General features: G+C 66.9%; 14 protein-coding genes. 12 read left to right on the top strand and 2 right to left on the bottom strand.

Annotation, left to right across the window (positions count from 1 at the left end; all coding sequences use genetic code 11):
* The first annotated feature begins 44 nt into the window (after positions 1-44).
* Positions 45-1,985 (top strand): DUF885 family protein, encoded by a 1,941-nt coding sequence (locus tag H7A87_RS07115; protein ID WP_119129011.1) that lies wholly within the window; start codon positions 45-47, stop codon positions 1,983-1,985.
* A gap of 187 nt (positions 1,986-2,172) precedes the next feature.
* Here the strand turns inward: H7A87_RS07115 and mmuM are convergent, their stop codons facing one another.
* Positions 2,173-3,135, bottom strand: coding sequence for a homocysteine S-methyltransferase (mmuM, locus tag H7A87_RS07110; RefSeq protein WP_119129010.1), 963 nt, complete (start codon positions 3,133-3,135; stop codon positions 2,173-2,175).
* A complete protein-coding gene (gene mmuP, locus H7A87_RS07105; RefSeq protein ID WP_119129009.1) occupies positions 3,132-4,526 on the bottom strand; it encodes an S-methylmethionine permease in 1,395 nt (464 codons plus the stop codon). Before mmuP ends, mmuM begins: the two co-directional genes overlap by 4 nt.
* A 379-nt stretch (positions 4,527-4,905) precedes the next feature.
* Between mmuP and H7A87_RS07100 the strand changes: the two genes are divergently transcribed.
* The 11 genes from H7A87_RS07100 (at position 4,906) to H7A87_RS07050 (ending at position 17,327) form a co-directional block, all read left to right on the top strand.
* Positions 4,906-5,295: a VOC family protein gene (locus tag H7A87_RS07100; RefSeq protein ID WP_104583413.1), complete on the top strand. Its 390-nt coding sequence runs from the start codon at positions 4,906-4,908 to the stop codon at positions 5,293-5,295.
* A 143-nt stretch (positions 5,296-5,438) separates the two neighbouring features.
* A complete protein-coding gene (locus H7A87_RS07095) occupies positions 5,439-6,332 on the top strand; it encodes an ABC transporter ATP-binding protein (protein WP_115676585.1) in 894 nt (297 codons plus the stop codon).
* A gap of 12 nt (positions 6,333-6,344) precedes the next feature.
* Positions 6,345-9,935, top strand: coding sequence for a M1 family aminopeptidase (locus tag H7A87_RS07090; protein WP_119129008.1), 3,591 nt, complete (start codon positions 6,345-6,347; stop codon positions 9,933-9,935).
* A gap of 262 nt (positions 9,936-10,197) precedes the next feature.
* Positions 10,198-10,647 carry a DUF2147 domain-containing protein gene (locus tag H7A87_RS07085; protein WP_104583415.1) on the top strand — a complete coding sequence of 150 codons (450 nt, stop codon included), beginning with the start codon at positions 10,198-10,200 and terminating at the stop codon, positions 10,645-10,647.
* 272 nt (positions 10,648-10,919) lie between these two features.
* Positions 10,920-13,007: a methionine--tRNA ligase gene (gene metG, locus H7A87_RS07080; protein ID WP_119129007.1), complete on the top strand. Its 2,088-nt coding sequence runs from the start codon at positions 10,920-10,922 to the stop codon at positions 13,005-13,007.
* A gap of 210 nt (positions 13,008-13,217) precedes the next feature.
* Entirely contained in the window at positions 13,218-13,808 is a 591-nt protein-coding gene (locus H7A87_RS07075; protein ID WP_119129006.1) for an HAD family hydrolase, read from the top strand.
* Between the two features lies 1 nt (position 13,809).
* A complete protein-coding gene (gene rnfB, locus H7A87_RS07070) occupies positions 13,810-14,241 on the top strand; it encodes an Rnf electron transport complex subunit RnfB (protein WP_104583418.1) in 432 nt (143 codons plus the stop codon).
* Between the two features lie 379 nt (positions 14,242-14,620).
* Positions 14,621-15,409: a hypothetical protein gene (locus tag H7A87_RS07065; RefSeq protein ID WP_119129005.1), complete on the top strand. Its 789-nt coding sequence runs from the start codon at positions 14,621-14,623 to the stop codon at positions 15,407-15,409.
* An 85-nt stretch (positions 15,410-15,494) separates the two neighbouring features.
* Positions 15,495-15,866, top strand: coding sequence for a DUF4345 family protein (locus H7A87_RS07060; RefSeq protein ID WP_104648322.1), 372 nt, complete (start codon positions 15,495-15,497; stop codon positions 15,864-15,866).
* Positions 15,867-15,924: 58 nt separating this feature from the next.
* Positions 15,925-16,488, top strand: a complete 564-nt coding sequence (locus tag H7A87_RS07055; protein ID WP_104583421.1) for a sigma-70 family RNA polymerase sigma factor — start codon at positions 15,925-15,927, stop codon at positions 16,486-16,488.
* A complete protein-coding gene (locus tag H7A87_RS07050) occupies positions 16,485-17,327 on the top strand; it encodes an anti-sigma factor (RefSeq protein ID WP_180496921.1) in 843 nt (280 codons plus the stop codon). Before H7A87_RS07055 ends, H7A87_RS07050 begins: the two co-directional genes overlap by 4 nt.
* The last annotated feature ends 153 nt before the right edge of the window (positions 17,328-17,480 follow it).

Below are 17,480 nucleotides of genomic sequence, written 5' to 3'. Positions count from 1 at the left end.
GCGGATCGGGCAAGCTCCCCGCTCGCTTGTTCCCGGAGCCGGTAATGCCCCTCAGCTTTTCCCGCCTGCTGTCCCTGGCCCTGGCCGCCGTGCTTAGCCTGTCAGTGGCAGCGCCCGCCGATGCGGCCAAGAAGAAGACCGCCAAGGCACAGACCACGCAAACGCGCGCGAAGGCGAGCAAGGGCAAGAAGGCCACCAAGCCGGCGGCCAGAACCAGCAAGGCCGCCAAGGGTGGCAAGGCTGCCAGGCCCAGGCCGCGTGCGGTGGCCGCCCCGGTGGTGCTGACCAAGGCGCAGCAGCTCAACGTGCTCTACGACCAGTACTGGGATGCCTCGCTCAAGCTCAACCCGCTCCAGGCCACCTTCCAGGGCGAGACCCGCTACAACGACCAGCTGCCCAACTTCCTGTCGCCGGCGTTCCGGCAGCAGTCGCACGACTTCACCGTGCTGTGGCTGGGCAAGGCCGAGGCGCTGGGGCCGGACGGCCTGAGCGGGCAGGACCTGCTCAGCTACCAGATCTTCGTGCGCGATGCGCGCAGCGCGCTGGCGGCCGAGCAGTTCCCCAGCTGGATGCTGCCGATCAACCAGTTCTACAACATCGCCAGCATCGCGGTGGTGCTGGGCTCGGGCACCGGCGCGCAGCCGTTCAAGACCGTCAAGGACTACGACAACTGGTCGCGGCGTGCGGTGGGCATCCCGGACCTGTTCGACCAGGCCATCACCAACATGCGGGCCGGCATGCAGGCCGGCGTGGTGCAGCCGAAGGTGCTGATGCAGAAGGTGCTGCCGCAGCTGGATGCGATCATCGCGCGCAATGCCGAAGACAGCCTGTTCTGGGGCCCGGTGCGCAACCTGCCGGCAGACATGCCCGAGGCCGACAAGCAGCGCATCACCGCCGAATACAAGCGCCTGATCGAAGTGCGGATCATGCCGGCGTACCGGGCGCTGCGCGGCTTCATCGCCACCGAGTACCTGCCCGCCTGCCGTGACACCGACGGCCTGACCGCGCTGCCCAATGGCGCGGCCTGGTACGCCTACGACGTGCGCCAGAGCACCACCTCCGACCTGACCCCGGAGCAGATCCACCAGATCGGGCTGGACGAGGTGGCGCGGCTGCAGGGCGAGATCGCCGCGCTGGCCAAGCAGGTCCGGTTCCGCGGCAACCTGCCCAAGTTCTACAAGTTCATGCAGACCGACAGGCGCTTCGCGTTCCGCAACGAGACCGAATTACTGGGCTATTACCGTGGCCTGCAGGGACGCGTGCAAGCGGCGGTGCCGCGCCTGTTCAATGTCCAGGGCATGCCGGCGCTGGAAGTGCGCGTGGTGGAACCGCAGCGTGCGCAGTCGGCCGCCAGCGGCTCGTACATGCGCCCCAGCGGCGACGGCAGCACGCCGGGGGTGTTCTACGTCAACACCTCCGACCTGGACGCGCGCAGGACCTGGGAAACCGAAAGCCTGTATCTGCACGAGGCCATCCCCGGCCACCACTTCCAGCTCGGGCTGCAGCAGCAGCTGACCGACCTGCCCAAGTTCCGCCGCCTGGGTGGCGAGACCGCCTACATCGAGGGCTGGGGGCTGTACGCCGAATCGCTGGGCCGCGAACTTGGCCTGTATCAGGACCCGTACAACTACTACGGCTATCTGCAGAACGCGCTGTGGCGCTCGATCCGCCTGGTCACCGACACCGGCCTGCACAGCAAGGGCTGGACCCGCACGCAGGCGATCGACTACATGCTCAACAACTCGGCCATGACCCGCACCGATGCCGAGGCCGAGGTGGACCGCTACATGGCCATCCCCGGCCAGGCGCTGGCGTACAAGGTCGGCGAGATGAAGATCGCGCAGTTGCGCGAACAGGCGCAACGCGAACTGGGCCCACGCTTCGATGTGCGCGCCTTCCACACCGAGGTGCTCAAGGACGGCTCGGTGCCGCTGGATATACTGCAGGAGAAGATCCAGCGCTGGATCGCCACGCAGAAGGGGTGAGGCGAGCTGGCGCGGCATCACGGTCGTCAAGCAACCGCAGGTAACGCGCTCCGGACCAGGCGCGTCACCTGTGGGCGTGGCCCGAAGCGCAGGCGACCTGACGCGTCTGCCAGTGGCACACACGCGGCTGACAGGTCCGTCCGAGGCGCTGCCCTGCGATCAACGCCGCTGTTCTACCGGCTGCGTTTCAACCCGCCACGCGTGCGGCCGCCAGCGCGGCAATGTCGCGCGGCGTGGTGCGGCAGCAGCCGCCGATCAACCGCGCACCTGCGGCCAGCCACTGCGCATGCCGATCGGCCAGGGTGCACGCCTGCGCGGCGCCGGCGTGCCAGCGCTTGTCGCTGGCGTCGTAGTGTTCGCCTGAATTTGGATACACCACCAGCGGCAGCGTGGTCAGCGCGGACAGGCTTTGCAGCGCGGCGGTGACATCTTCCAGCGCAATGCAGTTGATGCCCACCGCGATCACCTGCGCGCAGGCATCCAGCGCCGGCACGACCTGCGCCAGCGGCGTGCCATCGCTCAAATGCGCCGCATCACGCAAGGTGAACGAGAACCACGCAGGCAGCTGCGGGAATTCCTCCAGCAGCAGCCGCAGCGCAACGATCTCGCTGGCCGACGGCAGCGTCTCGCAGGCCAGCACATCCACGCCCGCCGCGGCCAGCGCGGCGATGCGCGGGCGATGGAAGTCCATCAGTTGCGCCAGCGGCAGGGCATAGTCGCCGCGATATTCCGAACCATCGGCCAGGTACGCGCCATACGGCCCGACCGACCCGGCCACCCATAACGGCGCATCCTGCGGTTGCGCCTGCAGATGATCGGCGCGCGCCTGTGCAGCCAGGGCCACGCTGCGTGCGATCAGCGCCTGCGACTGCGCCAGGTCCAGTCCGCGCGCGGCAAAGCCCAACGGCGTGGCCTGGTAGCTGGCGGTGATGGCGCACTGCGCGCCGGCAGCGAAATAGTCGCGATGCACCTGGTAGATCAGCTCCGGCTGCTCCATCAGCACGCGCGCCGACCACAGCGCATCGTTGAGATCGCAACCGCGTTGTTCCAGTTCGGTGGCAAGCGCACCGTCGAGCAGCACGTAGCCGTCGTGCTGCAGCGCCTGGCTGAAAAGCGCCCCGGCGCGCGGCTGGCGGGGAAGAATCGTCATGGGCGTGGCCTCCTGGCAAGCCATTGGGTGAGTGCATGGGCGCCGTAGCACAGCGCCACGAACGGGATGCCGCACCACAGCGCAATGCGCTGCTGCGGATCGAATGCCAGGCCGATGCAGGCCAGCAGGCAGAGCGCAAACCCCAGCAGCGGCGTCCACGGATACCACGGCGCGCGGTAGGCCAGGCTCTCCGGCGCGATGCCGTCGCGCAGCAACTGGCGTCGAAAGACGTAATGCGAGGCGCAGATGCTCAGCCACACCACCACCACCGCAAAACCGGACACCGCCGAAATCGCCACGAACACGGTATCGGCCGCATAGACGCCGGTGAGCAGCGCCAACAGGCCGCCCAACATGCTCAGTATCAAGGCCGGCAACGGGATGCCGCGACGGGTCAGGCGTGCGAGCCGCGCCGGCAGCGTGCCCTCGTTGGCCAGCGACCACAGCATGCGCGCGGCCGCATACAGGCCGGAATTGGCCGCCGACAGGATCGCGGTGAGGATCACCGCATTCAACACATCGGCCGCATACGGGATGCCCAACAGCTCGAACGCGCGCACGAACGGGCTGGTGTCCACGGCCGCCTGCTCGGCCGGCAGCAACGCGGCAAGCACCAGCACGGTGCCGACGAACAACACCACCAACCGTACCAGCGTGGTGCGGATCGCCAGCGGAATCGCACGCGCCGGCTCCGCGGTTTCGCCCGCGGCCACGCCGATCAACTCGGTGCCGGAAAAGGCAAAGTTCACTGCCACCATCGTCATCAGGATCGGCAGCGTGCCTTGCGCAAACCAGCCGTCGGCGCGCAGGTGGCGCAATCCCGGCGCCGGCGACCCATCGGCCAACGGCAGCACGCCGATCACCGCCGCGCCACCGAGCACGATGAACAGCACGATCGTGATCACCTTGATCAGCGAGAACCAGAATTCGCCTTCGGCAAACCAGCGCGCCGAGACCGTGTTCAGGGCGAAGATCAGCGCGCAGAACAACAGACACCAAGGCCATGCCGGGGTGTGCGGGAACCAGTACTGCATGCAGAACGCCGCCGCGGTCAGGCTCGAGCCCAATGCCACCGTCCAGGTCAGCCAGTACAGCCACGCCACCACGTACCCGGTGGCCGGGCCGAGATACCGCGCGGCATACACATGAAAGGCGCCGGTCTGCGGCATCGCCACCGCCAGCTCGCCCAGGCATTGCATCACCAGGTACACCACCAGCGCGCCGATCAGATACGCGATCACCGTGCCCAACGCACCGGTGCTGGCGATGATGTAGCCGGTATTGAAGAACAGCCCGGTGCCGATGACCCCGCCCAGCGAGAGCATCACCAGATGGCGCACCTGCATGCTGCGCTGGAATTGCGGTGCGGCATTGGACGACGGGTCGGGCATCGGCGTGTCTGATCGGTGGCAGCGCATCCTGCCATGCGCGCGCAGGCGAGCACAGCCATGCAGTGGCCAGGCGTGACGCGCAACCAGGTATTGCGGGATGCCATGCGGCATGTCGCGCCCACGATCGGCCCACGTACGCTTCGCGCTCGGCCCGGCCGGCACGACACGCCCTGGCGCTACCGGGGGTATCCTCGCGACTGCTCATCCGGACTGTTGCCATGCCATACCATCTGCACACACGCACGGCGGCGCAGACGCAGCGCTGGAGCGCATCCCGGCTACCGGCACGTCTGGCAGCCCGGATCGCTGTCGCCGCGCCTCGCGCATCCGTGCCGGCCCCGCAGCAGCGCCCGTGTCCGCAACGCGTGCGAGGCGCCGCATGAAGCTGGCCGGCATCCACCACGTGGCGATCATCGCCGGCGACTACGCGGTCTCCAAGCGGTTCTACTGCGACATCCTGGGCCTGCGGGTGCTCGATGAGCATTACCGGCAGGCGCGCGATTCCTGGAAGCTGGACCTGGCGCTGCCCGATGGCGGCCAGATCGAGCTGTTTTCGTTTCCCGACGCACCGCTGCGCCCCAGCCGCCCGGAAGCCCGCGGCCTGCGCCATCTCGCCTTCCGCGTCGAGGATCTGGACGCGGCCGTGGCGCATCTCGCTGCGCACGAGGTGAGCACCGAGGACATCCGCATCGACGAATACACCGGCCGCCGCTTCACTTTCTTCGCCGACCCGGATGACTTGCCGCTGGAGCTGTACGAGGTCGGTTGAGCGCCGCGGACAGCAGGGTCCGGTCACATCCGCCGCACGGGCACGTCGAACAGGCGTAGTCGATCGTCGCTGTGACTTCCGGCGGATGCGGCGATACCGCAACGTCGTGAAGATCCAACCACCCCAGGACACAGGAACCGTCCATGCTGCAGATCCGCGCGCTGTCCAAGACCTACGCCAATGGCGTGCATGCGCTGCAAGGCGTCACGCTCGACATCCCTCGCGGCATGTTCGGACTGCTGGGACCAAACGGCGCCGGCAAGTCGTCGCTGATGCGCACGCTGGCCACGCTGCAGGAGCCCGATTCGGGCAGCGTCAGCCTGACCGGCGCCGATGGCAGCAGCATCGACGTGCTCACCGACAAGGACGCGTTGCGGCGCCGGCTGGGCTACCTGCCACAGGATTTCGGCGTATACCCGAAGGTGAGCGCGCTGGACATGCTCGATCACTTCGCCGTGCTCAAGGGGCTCACCGATCGCGGCCAACGCAAGGAGGTGGTCGAGCGGCTGTTGCAGCAGGTCAATCTGTGGGATGCGCGCAAGCGCAAGCTCGGCACCTATTCCGGCGGCATGCGCCAGCGCTTCGGCATCGCGCAGGCACTGCTGGGCAATCCGCAACTGGTCATCGTCGACGAGCCCACCGCCGGGCTGGATCCGGAAGAGCGCAATCGTTTTCTCAATCTGCTGGCCGAAATCGGCGAAAACGTGGTGGTGATCCTGTCCACCCACATCGTCGAAGATGTCACCGACCTGTGCCCGACGATGGCCATCATGAACAAGGGCCAGGTGCTGCTGACCGGGCGGCCTGCCGATGCGATCGACATGCTGCAGCAGCAGGTCTGGCGCAAACAGGTCAGCAAGCAGGCATTGCCCGATTACGAGGCACGCTTCACCGTGCTGTCCACGCGCCTGATTGCCGGCCACCCGGTGATCCACGTGTTCAGTACCGATTGCCCGGAGCCGGGTTTCGAACAGGTCGCTCCCGATCTGGAGGACGTCTATTTCCAACGCCTGCGCACGCAAGCGCTGGCCGCCTGACGGAGCGCGGCGATGATCCTGGCGTTCCTGCGCTTCGAGCTGCGCGAACAACTGCGCTCGCCCCTGCTGTGGCTGCTGGCTGCGTTGTATGCGCTGCTTGCGTTTGCCGCGCTGTCCAGCGACGCGGTGCAGATCGGCGGTGGCATCGGCAACGTGCTGCGCAATGCGCCTACGGTGATCGCCACACTGCTCGGACTTTTCAGCCTGCTCGGCCTGCTGGTGACCACCCTGTTCGTCAGCAATGCCTTGCTGCGCGACTTCGACCTGGGCACCGCCGAGCTGGTGTTTTCCACGCCGGTAAGGCGACGCGACTATCTGCTCGGCCGTATCGGCGCAGCGCTGATCGCCGGCATGCTGATGTATGTGGTGATCGCGCTGGGCATGTTCGCCGCCCAGTTCATGCCGTGGATCGATCAGGCGCGGCTCGGGCCGGTCGCCGTACTGCCCTATCTGTGGTCGCTGCTGGTGCTGGTGCTGCCCAACCTGCTGTTCACCACAGCGCTGCTGTCGGTGCTGGCGGTGACCACGCGCAGCATCCTGTGGGTCTATATCGGCGTGATCGTGTTCTTCGTGCTGTACGGCGTGAGCCGTGCGCTGATGGCCGACCTGGACAATGTATGGATCGCCACGCTGTCCGACCCACTCGGCATCCGCGCCCTGTCGCAGACATTGCGGTATTGGTCGGTGGAGCAGCGCAATCACCAGCTGCCGCCGCTGACCGGTTACCTGCTCGCCAATCGCGCGCTGTGGCTGGGCATGAGCGGTGTGTTGTTTGCCGCCACGTTCGCGCTGTTCCGTACCGAGCGCAGCGGGACGCGGCGGCGCCGTGGTGCGGCGTCGGTTGCGCCTGCTGATGCACCTCCCGCCAGCGCGCGCGTCACCACGACACGCCTGACGGTCACGCCCAGCTTCGGCGCGGCCACCGCATGGCGGCAACTGCTGCGCCAGATCCGTTTCGATACGCTCGGCGTGCTGCGCAGCGCGCCGTTCGTGGTGCTGCTGATGCTGGGCCTGGCCAATTTCATTCCGACCGCACTGTTCACTGCGCGCCTTTACGGTACCGCCGTGCTGCCGGTCACCTCCTTGATGCTGCAGGCGCTGCAGAACAGCTACAGCTTTCTGCTGATCATCGTGGTGCTGTTCTATGCCGGCGAACTGGTGTGGAAAGAACGCAGCAACCGTATCGACGGCATCACCGATGCCATGCCGGTGCCGGACTGGGTTCCCCTGCTGGGCAAGTTCGTCGCCTTGCTGGCGGTGATCGCCAGCTTCCAGGCCGCCGGTGCGGTGACCGCGATCGCGCTGCAGCTGGGCCGCGGCTACACCAGCATCGAGCCGCTGCTGTATCTCAAGACGCTGGCGCTGGGCTCGGTACTGTACGTGCTGATGGGCGGCATGGCGCTGGCGCTGCAGGTGCTGAGCAACAACAAGTTCGTCGGCTATGCGTTGCTGATGCTGGTGCTGATCGGGCAATCGGCGCTGTCGATGCTCGACTACACCCAGAACCTCTACACCTTCGGCGGCTGGCCCAATGCGCCCTATTCGGACATGAACGGCTACGGGCACTTCCTGCCCGGCCAGTTGTGGTTCCAGGGCTATTGGGGCGTGTTCCTGCTGGCCCTGCTGTTGCTGTCTTCGGCGTTCTGGCCACGTGGCGTGGGCCATGGCCTGCGCCAGCGTGTGCGGCAGGCGCTGCAGCGCCTGCGCAGCCCGACCGGTGCGGCCCTGGCGGTCAGCCTGCTCGGCTTCGTGGCAGTCGGCGGCTGGCTGTACTGGAACACCAACGTCTACAACAGCTTCCTGTCGCCGGAACAGCGGCTGGACCTGCAGGCGCGCTACGAGCGCGATTACCGCAAGTACAAGGATCTGCCGCAGCCGCGCATCATCGCCGTCGACAACCATGTCGACCTGCATCCGGAAACCCAGTCGGTGGTCATCGATGCCACCTGGACGGTGCGCAACACCCACCCCACGCCGATCAGCGAGGTGCACATCGGCATGCAGGGCCGCACGGGGGACCGCAGCCTGGTAAAGGTGGACCTGGGCGGGCAAACGCTGACCCTGCACGACGTGCCGGCCGGCTACCGCATCTATCGACTACGGCGGCCGCTGCAGCCCGGCGAAGAGCGCGTATTCCGTTTCCGCGTGGACCAGCATCCACATGGCCTCACCGCCGAGCAGGCACAGACCGAACTGGTCGCCAATGGCAGCTTTTTCAACAACACCTTGCTGCCCTGGTTCGGCTACAACACCCGGACCGAGATCAGCGACCGCAACGACCGCCGCAAGCGCGGCCTGGGCGAACCCACGCGTATGCCCAAGCTCGAGGACCAGGCCGCGCGCGCCAACACCTACGTCAGCGACGATGCCGACTGGCTCGACTTTGCCAGCACCGTCTGCACCGCGCCGGATCAGATCGCCCTGGCACCGGGCTATCTGCAACAGGAATTCCAACGCGATGGCAGGCGCTGCTTCCGCTACGTGATGGACCGGCCGATGCTCAATTTCTACGCCTACCTGTCGGCACGTTGGCAAGTGCGCAAGGCGCGTTACAAGAACATCCCGATCGAGGTCTATTACGACCCCAAGCACCCGTACAACGTGCAGCGCATGATCGAAAGCGTGCAGAAGTCGCTGACCTATTACGAAGCCAACTTCAGCCCGTATCAGCATCGTCAGGTGCGCATCATCGAGTTCCCCGGCTACGCGCGGTTTGCGCAGTCATTCGCCAATACCATCCCCTATTCCGAGTCGATCGGCTTCATCGCCGACCTGCGCGACAAAGACGCCATCGACTACGTGTTCTATGTCACCGCGCACGAAGTGGCGCACCAGTGGTGGGCGCATCAGGTGATCGGGGCGAACGTGCAGGGCGCCACCTTGCTGTCCGAATCGCTGGCGCAGTATTCGGCGTTGATGGTGATGGAGCGCGAGTACGGACGCGCCCATATGCGCCGCTTCCTCCGCTACGAACTGGATCGCTATCTGGAAGGGCGTGGTGGCGAAACCATCGAGGAGTTGCCGCTGTATCGCGTGGAAGACCAGCAATACATCCACTACCGCAAGGGCTCGCTGGCGTTCTACCGGCTGCGCGAGGAGCTCGGCGAGCAGGCGCTCAATCGTGCATTGCAGCGCTTCCTGGCGGCCAAGGCATTCCAGCAGCCGCCCTACACCACCTCGGCCGAGCTGCTGCAGGCCATTCGGGCCCAGGCACGCCCGGACCAGCAAGAACTGATCACCGACCTGTTCGAGAAGATCACCTTCTACGACAACCGCGTGGTCAGCGCGCAGGCGCGCAAGCGCCCCGATGGCCGTTTCGACGTGACCGTGCAAACGCAGGCGGCCAAGTTGCAGGCCGACGGCACGGGCAAGGAGCATGCGGTGCCGCTGGACGACTGGATCGAGGTGGCGATCTATGGCGCTCCGGCCGGCAAGAACGCACAGGCGCCGGTACTGGCCTTGCAACGGCAGCATGTCACCAGCACCGCGCCCAGTTTCAGCATGACCGTCGACCGCCTGCCGATGGAGGCCGGCTTCGATCCGGACAACAAGCTGATCGATCGCGTGCCGGCGGACAACCGCAAGCAGGTGACACTGCAATAGCGGGTGGTTGCTGCCCTGGCTGCTGATCGGTGATCGGCGAGGGCATGCGGGACACACAGCCGGCAGCGCAAGCGAGCCGAACAGCGCCATGACCGCTGACATGAGACATACCCGGCCCCGTCAGCGGACCTGGACCGGCAACGGCAGCGGGCGCGCGTGGCATGAACGCATTCCGCAGCGCGCCTTTCCCCCACCATACTCCACGGTATACATTCCGGTCAGGCCGCCGACGGCGGCCACAGCAATCCCTGGGAGGGGACACATGCGCAAGACCTTCAAGACCCTGATGCTGGCCCTGCCGCTGGCCGCCGCCTCGCTGCTGGCCCAGGCCGCCGATTCGCCGGTGGGCCGCTGGAAAACCATCGACGACGAAACCGGCAAGCCCAAGTCGGTGGTGCAGATCGAGCAGCTCGGCAACGGTACGCTGAGCGGCAAGGTGGTCGACATCCTGCAGTCCAACCATGGGCCCAACCCGACCTGCGACAAGTGCGATGGCAACCAGAAGGGCAAGCCGATCAAGGGCATGACCATCCTGTGGGGCCTCAAGCCCGACGGTACCGCGGTGTGGAGCGGCGGCTCGGTGCTCGACCCGGCCAAGGGCAAGACCTACAAGGCCAAGGTCACCCTGACCGACGGCGGCAAGAAGTTGCAGATGCGCGGCTATGTGGGCGTTGAGGCATTGGGCCGCACCCAGACCTGGATTCGTGAATAGCTGGGATTGGGGAATCGGGAATCGGGAATCGGGAATCGTAAAAGCAGGCGCCCGCGAGGGCGCCTTTTTTGTGCGTGTCCATCTGCGCGTAGCTGTGCAGCGAGTCCTGGCAGGCGACCATCGTCGATCCATAGCGCTCCAGGGCCAGCCAAGTGCCTGCGCGCCTCAACAACACGGTCGCCTAGCCCTGCTTTGACCGATTCCCGATTCCCGATTCCCGCCACCATTCCCGACTAATGCGATAATCGGCTGTCCCCCGCATTACGCCTGCCATGACCCGCACCGCACTCGTCACCACCGCCCTGCCCTATGCCAACGGCCCGCTGCATCTTGGCCATCTGGTCGGCTACATCCAGGCCGACATCTGGGTGCGCGCGCGCCGCCTGCGCGGCGACAAGACCTGGTTCGTCTGCGCCGATGACACCCATGGCACGCCAATCATGCTTGCCGCCGAAAAGGCCGGGGTCACCCCGGAGGCCTTCATCGCCAGCATCCAGGCCAGCCATGAGCGCGATTTCGCCGCGTTCGGGGTGACCTTCGATCATTACGATTCGACCAATTCGCCGGTCAATCGCGAACTCACCGAGGCCTTCTACACCAGGCTGGAGGCCGCCGGTCACATCAGCCGTCGCTCGGTGGCGCAGTTCTACGACCCGGCCAAAGGCATGTTCCTGCCGGATCGCTACATCAAGGGCATCTGCCCCAATTGCGGCAGCGCCGATCAATATGGCGACAACTGCGAGGTCTGCGGCGCCACCTACGCGCCGACCGAGCTGAAGGAGCCCAGGTCGGTGATTTCCGGTGCCACACCGGAGTTGCGCGACTCGGAGCATTTCTTCTTCGAAGTGGGCCATTTCGACGGCTTCTTGCGTGAGTGGCTGGCCGGCGATGTGGCACTGCCCGGCGTCAAGGCCAAGCTCAAGGAATGGCTGGACACCGAAGGCGGCCTGCGCGCCTGGGACATCTCGCGCGATGCGCCGTATTTCGGCTTCCAGATTCCGGGCCAGCCGGGCAAGTATTTCTACGTGTGGCTGGACGCGCCGATCGGCTACCTGTGCAGCTTCAAGACCCTGTGCGCGCAGATGGGCGAGGATTTCCAGGCGCATCTGGTCGCCGGCACGCAGACCGAGCTGCATCACTTCATCGGCAAGGACATCGTCAACTTCCACGGCCTGTTCTGGCCGGCGGTGCTGCATGGCACCGGCCATCGCGCGCCGACCCGGCTGCACGTCAACGGCTACCTCACCGTGGACGGCGCCAAGATGTCCAAGTCGCGCGGCACCTTCGTGATGGCGCGGACCTTCCTGGACGTGGGCCTGGAACCGGAGGCGCTGCGCTACTACTTCGCGGCCAAGTCCTCCGGCGGCGTGGACGATCTGGACCTGAACCTGGGCGATTTCATCGCGCGGGTGAATGCGGATCTGGTCGGCAAGTTCGTCAACCTGGCCAGCCGCTGCGCCGGCTTCATCGGCAAGCGCTTCGACGGCAAGCTGGCCGACGCCCTGCCCGACCCGGCACAGTACGACCGCTTCGTCGCCGCACTGGCGCCGATCCGCGAGGCCTACGAGCGCAACGATGCGGCCAGCGCGATCCGCCAGACCATGGCGCTGGCCGACGAGGCCAACAAGTACATCGACGACACCAAGCCGTGGGTGATCGCCAAGCAGGACGGTGCCGATGCGCAGCTGCAATCGGTGTGCACGCAGGGCCTGAACCTGTTCCGGATCCTGGTGGCCGCACTCAAGCCGATCCTGCCGCGCACCTGTGCCGAGGCCGAAGCCTTCCTGTCGGCACCGATGACCAGCTGGGACGACGTCGCGCGCCCGCTGACCGCGCACGTGATCCAGCCCTACACCGCCCTGTTCACCCGTATCGACCCCAAACTGATCGACGCCATGACCGACGCTTCAAAAGACACCATGGCCGCACCTGCGGCACCCGCTGTCACTACCGCCAAGCCTGCTCCGTCCAAGGCCGAGACCAAGCCGGCGGCCGTTGCGACTCCCCAATCCCCAACCGCCACTCCCAGCCTCATCGGCATCGACGATTTCGCCAAGCTCGACCTGCGCATCGGCAAGGTGCTGGTGTGCGAATTGGTGGAAGGCTCGGACAAGCTGCTGCGCTTCGAGCTGGATGCCGGCGAGCTGGGCAAGCGCCAGATCTTCTCGGGCATCCGCGCCAGCTATGGCGAACCGGAAACGCTGGTCGGCCGCAGCGTGGTGTTCATCGCCAACCTGGCCCCACGCAAGATGCGCTTCGGCATCAGCGAAGGCATGATCCTGTCGGCCGGCTTTGACGGCGGCGCGCTGGCACTGCTGGACGCCGATGCTGGTGCGCAGCCGGGCATGCCTGTTCGGTGAAGCGGGAATGGGGAATGGGGAATGGGGAATCGGGAGTCGGGAGTCGGGAATCGTAGAAGCCAGAGCTGATTGTTGAGGGTGACCTGACACCAGCGCCTGGCCCGTCCCCTCATCTGCCCCTGCGGGGCACCTTCTCCCTGTGGGAGAAGGGAAAGCAGACGCTGCGCCTTCAACCAATCCCCACTCCCGACTGCCCAATCCCAGCCCCTCATGCACCTGGCCCTGTTCGACTTCGACCACACCATCACCACCTGCGACAGCTATGCGCGCTTCCTGCGCAAGGTGGCCACGCCCGCGCAGCTGGCGACGGCGAAGTGGCAGGTCGGCCCATGGGTGCTGGGGTACCGGTTGGGCATGGTGTCGGCTGCGGCGCTGCGCGCGCGGGTCACCCGTATCGTGTTCAGTGATCGCCGGCTGGACGAGGTGGCCGCGCACGGCGCCGATTTCGCGCGCACGGCATTGCCGGGCGTGCTGCGCGCCGAGGTGATGCAGCGTATCGACTGGCATCAGGCACAGGGGCATGAAGTGGTGCTGGTGTCGGCCTCGCTGGACCTGTACCTGCAGCCGTGGTGCGCACAGCATGACCTGTCGTTGATCTGCAACAAGCTGGAACACCACGCCGGCGTGCTGAGCGGGCGCTATGCGGAAGGCGATTGCGGCCCACGCAAGGCCGCGCAGATCCGCCTGCGCTATGACCTGTCGCAATACGAATGCGTGCATGCCTACGGCGACAGCCGTGAAGACAAGCCGATGCTGGCGCTGGCACAGCAGCGCTGGTATCGCGGCAAGCTGCTGCACTGACATGCACACCGCAACGCCCGCCGCATCGCCCGACCTGGTCGAACGCCTCGACCGCCTGCTGCCGCAGACCCAGTGCGGCCAGTGCGGTTACGACGGCTGTCGCCCGTATGCGCAAGCGATGGCAGACGGCAAAGCGGATGTCGATCACTGCCCGCCCGGCGGCGATGCGGGTGCGCGTGCGCTGGCGCATGTCCTGCAGGTGCCCGCGCGCCCTTACGACCGCACGCGTGGCCTGCAGACACCGGCGCAGGTGGCGTGGATCGTCGAAGCCGACTGCATCGGCTGCACCAAGTGCATCCAGGCCTGCCCGGTGGATGCGATCGTCGGCGGCGCCAAGCACATGCATACGGTGATCGCGCCGCTGTGCACCGGGTGCGCGCTCTGCCTGCCGGCCTGCCCGGTGGATTGCATCGTGTTGCGCGCCAGCGGCTAGCCCGCTGGCCGGACGCGTGGCGCAGGTGCCAGGCGCGCCCCGCCCGGAATCGGCGGTGCCACCTGCACCGCGATGTCTGCACGCCATCCGTGCCCGCACGACGCGTGCATGCTCGCGGCCGGCCCCCTGAGCCGGCAGACTTGTGTCCACGCCCCGGCTTCCGCACCCGGCTGCGCCCTCGCCCTGGCCGCTCGCGCGCGACCGGCGCGGCACCGGCAATCCCATGCATGCACCTGCGCTCCGGGCAGCGCCCAACGCCCCAAACCCGTGGCATTGGCCTCCAGGTACGACCCCGCGTCAGGAACGTCCTGACGCATCCGGCGCATCCGCACTGCGGATGCGCTCGTATTGGTAGGCACTCCCATCGAGGAATCCGCCGATGCGTCCACTCGCCGCTGCCCTTGCCGCGCTCGCCAGCGTATGCCGGCCGGTTCCGCCGTTGCTGCTGCTGGTGCTGGGTGGCTTGCCGCTGAGTGCGGCGGCAGTCACCCGTGTGGATGGCGATGCCTTCGATGGCGACAGCGGCGCGCTGCGCTATCGCGAGTCGCACTGGTTGCTCGACGATGGCGGGCGCGTTGTGCTGTATCGCTGCGCCGACGGACGCCCGTTTGCGCGCAAGCAGGTCGATGGCGGCGGCAGCTCGCCCGACTTCAGCCTGATCGACGGCCGCGACGGCTATCGCCAGGGCGTGCGTCAGCGCGATGGCGTGCGCGAGATGTTCCAGCAGGAACCCGGCAAGGCCGAGCAACGCACGCCACTGCCGGCCGACGACGGCCCGCGCGTGATCGATGCCGGCTTCGATGCATACCTGCGCAGCCACTGGGAGGCGCTTGCCGGCACCCCGCAGCGCGTGGACTTCGTGCTGCCAAGCCTGCAACGCCAGCTGGCATTCCGTGTCGAGCGCATCGACGATACCGGCGGCCAGCGCCGTTTTCGCCTGAGCCTGGATGCGTGGTACGGCGCGGCAGTGCCAGCGCTCGAAGTGCGTTATTCGATCGCCGACAAACGTCTGCTGCAATTCCGCGGCGTGGGCAATCTGCGCGACGAGCGCGGCCGCTATCCGCATGTGCGCATCGTTTTTCCGGACACCGCTGCGCGTGCGGTCAGCGCCGATGAGCTGCGCCAGGCGCGCGAGCAGCCGCTGGTCAAGAGCTGCAGCGCCCCGTGAACCAGGTCCGCGCCATCTTCACGTTCGACCACGCGCGGTTGCGTACAACGGCCCGGTCACCTCTTCCCCATACAGGACCATCGCCATGGCCAAGGCCTACCTCTGGATCAACGCAGTGCTCTACGTCGTGCTGGCGATCTGGTGCACGCTCTCGCCGGCCAAGACCGCCAATGCCGTGGGTTACACCCAGCTCTCGCCGGCCGGGCAATCGGAATACCTGGTCATCTATGGCGGCCTGCAGCTGGGCATGGCGTTCCTGTTCGGCTACTTCGCGTGGATCGATCAACCGCGCACCGGCCTGCTGGTCGCACTCGCGTTCTACGTGCCGATCGTGCTGTTCCGCAGCGTCTCCCTGGCGCGCCTGTGGCCGGTCTCCGCGCCCACGGTGGCATTGGCCGGCGTCGAGATCCTGTTACTGCTCGCTGCCGTCCTGCTGTGGTTTCAGCAGCGCAAGTGAAGGACAGCGTCCGCCCAGTCCGGTAGCATCGCCCCCACCTCAAAAAACGCCCGACCGCATGAGTGCCATCCCCGGCCACGACGACGATGAAACCGGACGACTGCTGACCGCGACCGCGGGTGGCGACCGGCATGCCTTCGAAGCGCTGTACCGGCAGACCTCGCCCAAACTGTTCGGGGTGTGCCTGCGCATGATCCCGCACCGTGCCGAAGCCGAAGAGGTGCTGCAGGACGTGTTCACGCTGATCTGGCACAAGGCCGGGCAGTTCGATCCCACCCGTGCACGCGGGCTCACCTGGCTGGCGATGATCGCGCGCAACAAGGCCATCGACCATCTGCGCGCCAATGCCCCGCAACGCCGCAACGTGGCGCTGGACGATGCCGGCGAATTGCGCGCCAGCGATGCCTCGCCGCTGGAGCGCACCGAGCGCGCCAGCACGCGCCGTCGCATCGACCACTGCCTGGCGGAGCTGGAACCGCCGCGCAGCGAATTGATCCGCACCGCGTTCTTCGACGGCATCACCTACGAAGAACTCGCCGCACGCACCGACACCCCGATCGGCACGGTCAAGAGCTGGATCCGCCGCGGCCTGGCCAAACTCAAGGCATGTCTGGAACGATGAGCACGCCCTTTCCCATCGACCAGGAACCGCCGCGCGACGTGCTTGCCGGCGAATACGTGCTGGGCCTGTTGAGCGCCGACGAGCGCCTGGCTGCCGAACAACGCGTCGCCACCGACGGCCAGTTTGCGCAGGCAGTGACGCAGTGGCAGGAACATCTGGCGCCGTTGCTGGAGGAGATCGCCGCCGTGACGCCGCCCGGCCAGGTCTGGGCACGCATCCGCCACACCCTCGGCTTCGACACGCCATTGCACGCAGTGACCCCCGCGCCGTCGGCAGCGCCGCCGGCAGGCGCGCCAACGACAGCGGTGTGGAACAGTGTGCGGTTCTGGCGCTGGGCAAGCGCCGGCGGCCTGGCCACCGCGGCCGTGTGCCTGCTGGCATTGTTGAACCTGCGCACGCCACCGGCACCGGTATCGCCGCCGCAGGGCACCGGCCCGGTGGTACAGACACCGGTCACGCCGCCGGCGGCCACCACCGCGCCGGCAACCGGCATTGCGATGACCTCCACGCTGGCCACCGAAGACGGCCGCCCCGGCTATGTCGCATTGATGGATGCCGACAAGCACACCATCACGGTGACGCCGCTGGATCGCACCGCCACCGCCGACAAGGTACCCGAGCTGTGGCTGATCACGCCGGACGGCAAGGCGCATTCGATGGGCACCTTCGACGACCAGCGTGCACGCCGCGCGCAGATTCCCGACCAGCTGATGCCCATGCTCAGCAACGAGGCCATCCTGGCAGTGACGCTGGAGCCGCCGGGCGGTGCACCGGGCGGCGTCGCCACCGGTACCGTGGTGGCCAAGGGCGGCATCAGCACGCTGGCAATGGCGCCCTGATCCGGCGCGCCTGACGCCGCCTGCGACCACGTTGCAGGCGGCGTCAGGCGCGCAACAGCCTCATCTGCGTCACCCCTGGCTGGCGCGGTTCAATGTGTGCGCAATTGCGCGATTCGTTCGCACCGGCACGCCAAGCGCGCGCACGCATGCGAC

The sequence above is a fragment of the Xanthomonas sp. CPBF 426 genome (genome assembly GCF_903989465.1).
Lineage (GTDB): Bacteria > Pseudomonadota > Gammaproteobacteria > Xanthomonadales > Xanthomonadaceae > Xanthomonas > Xanthomonas euroxanthea.
The sequence above is the reverse complement of the archived record's forward strand: the minus strand, read 5'-3'. Positions and strand labels throughout refer to the sequence as shown.

What these genes read in the sequence shown, in the direction of transcription:
- H7A87_RS07090 (WP_119129008.1), top strand. Translation starts at nt 6,345, where the DNA reads ATGATCCTGGCGTTCCTGCGCTTCGAGCTGCGCGAACAACTGCGCTCG.
- H7A87_RS07055 (WP_104583421.1), top strand. Translation starts at nt 15,925, where the DNA reads ATGAGTGCCATCCCCGGCCACGACGACGATGAAACCGGACGACTGCTG.
- H7A87_RS07085 (WP_104583415.1), top strand. Translation starts at nt 10,198, where the DNA reads ATGCGCAAGACCTTCAAGACCCTGATGCTGGCCCTGCCGCTGGCCGCC.
- metG (WP_119129007.1), top strand. Translation starts at nt 10,920, where the DNA reads ATGACCCGCACCGCACTCGTCACCACCGCCCTGCCCTATGCCAACGGC.
- H7A87_RS07100 (WP_104583413.1), top strand. Translation starts at nt 4,906, where the DNA reads ATGAAGCTGGCCGGCATCCACCACGTGGCGATCATCGCCGGCGACTAC.
- H7A87_RS07050 (WP_180496921.1), top strand. Translation starts at nt 16,485, where the DNA reads ATGAGCACGCCCTTTCCCATCGACCAGGAACCGCCGCGCGACGTGCTT.
- H7A87_RS07095 (WP_115676585.1), top strand. Translation starts at nt 5,439, where the DNA reads ATGCTGCAGATCCGCGCGCTGTCCAAGACCTACGCCAATGGCGTGCAT.
- mmuP (WP_119129009.1), bottom strand. Translation starts at nt 4,526, where the DNA reads ATGCCCGACCCGTCGTCCAATGCCGCACCGCAATTCCAGCGCAGCATG.
- H7A87_RS07115 (WP_119129011.1), top strand. Translation starts at nt 45, where the DNA reads ATGCCCCTCAGCTTTTCCCGCCTGCTGTCCCTGGCCCTGGCCGCCGTG.
- rnfB (WP_104583418.1), top strand. Translation starts at nt 13,810, where the DNA reads ATGCACACCGCAACGCCCGCCGCATCGCCCGACCTGGTCGAACGCCTC.
- H7A87_RS07060 (WP_104648322.1), top strand. Translation starts at nt 15,495, where the DNA reads ATGGCCAAGGCCTACCTCTGGATCAACGCAGTGCTCTACGTCGTGCTG.
- H7A87_RS07075 (WP_119129006.1), top strand. Translation starts at nt 13,218, where the DNA reads ATGCACCTGGCCCTGTTCGACTTCGACCACACCATCACCACCTGCGAC.
- H7A87_RS07065 (WP_119129005.1), top strand. Translation starts at nt 14,621, where the DNA reads ATGCGTCCACTCGCCGCTGCCCTTGCCGCGCTCGCCAGCGTATGCCGG.
- mmuM (WP_119129010.1), bottom strand. Translation starts at nt 3,135, where the DNA reads ATGACGATTCTTCCCCGCCAGCCGCGCGCCGGGGCGCTTTTCAGCCAG.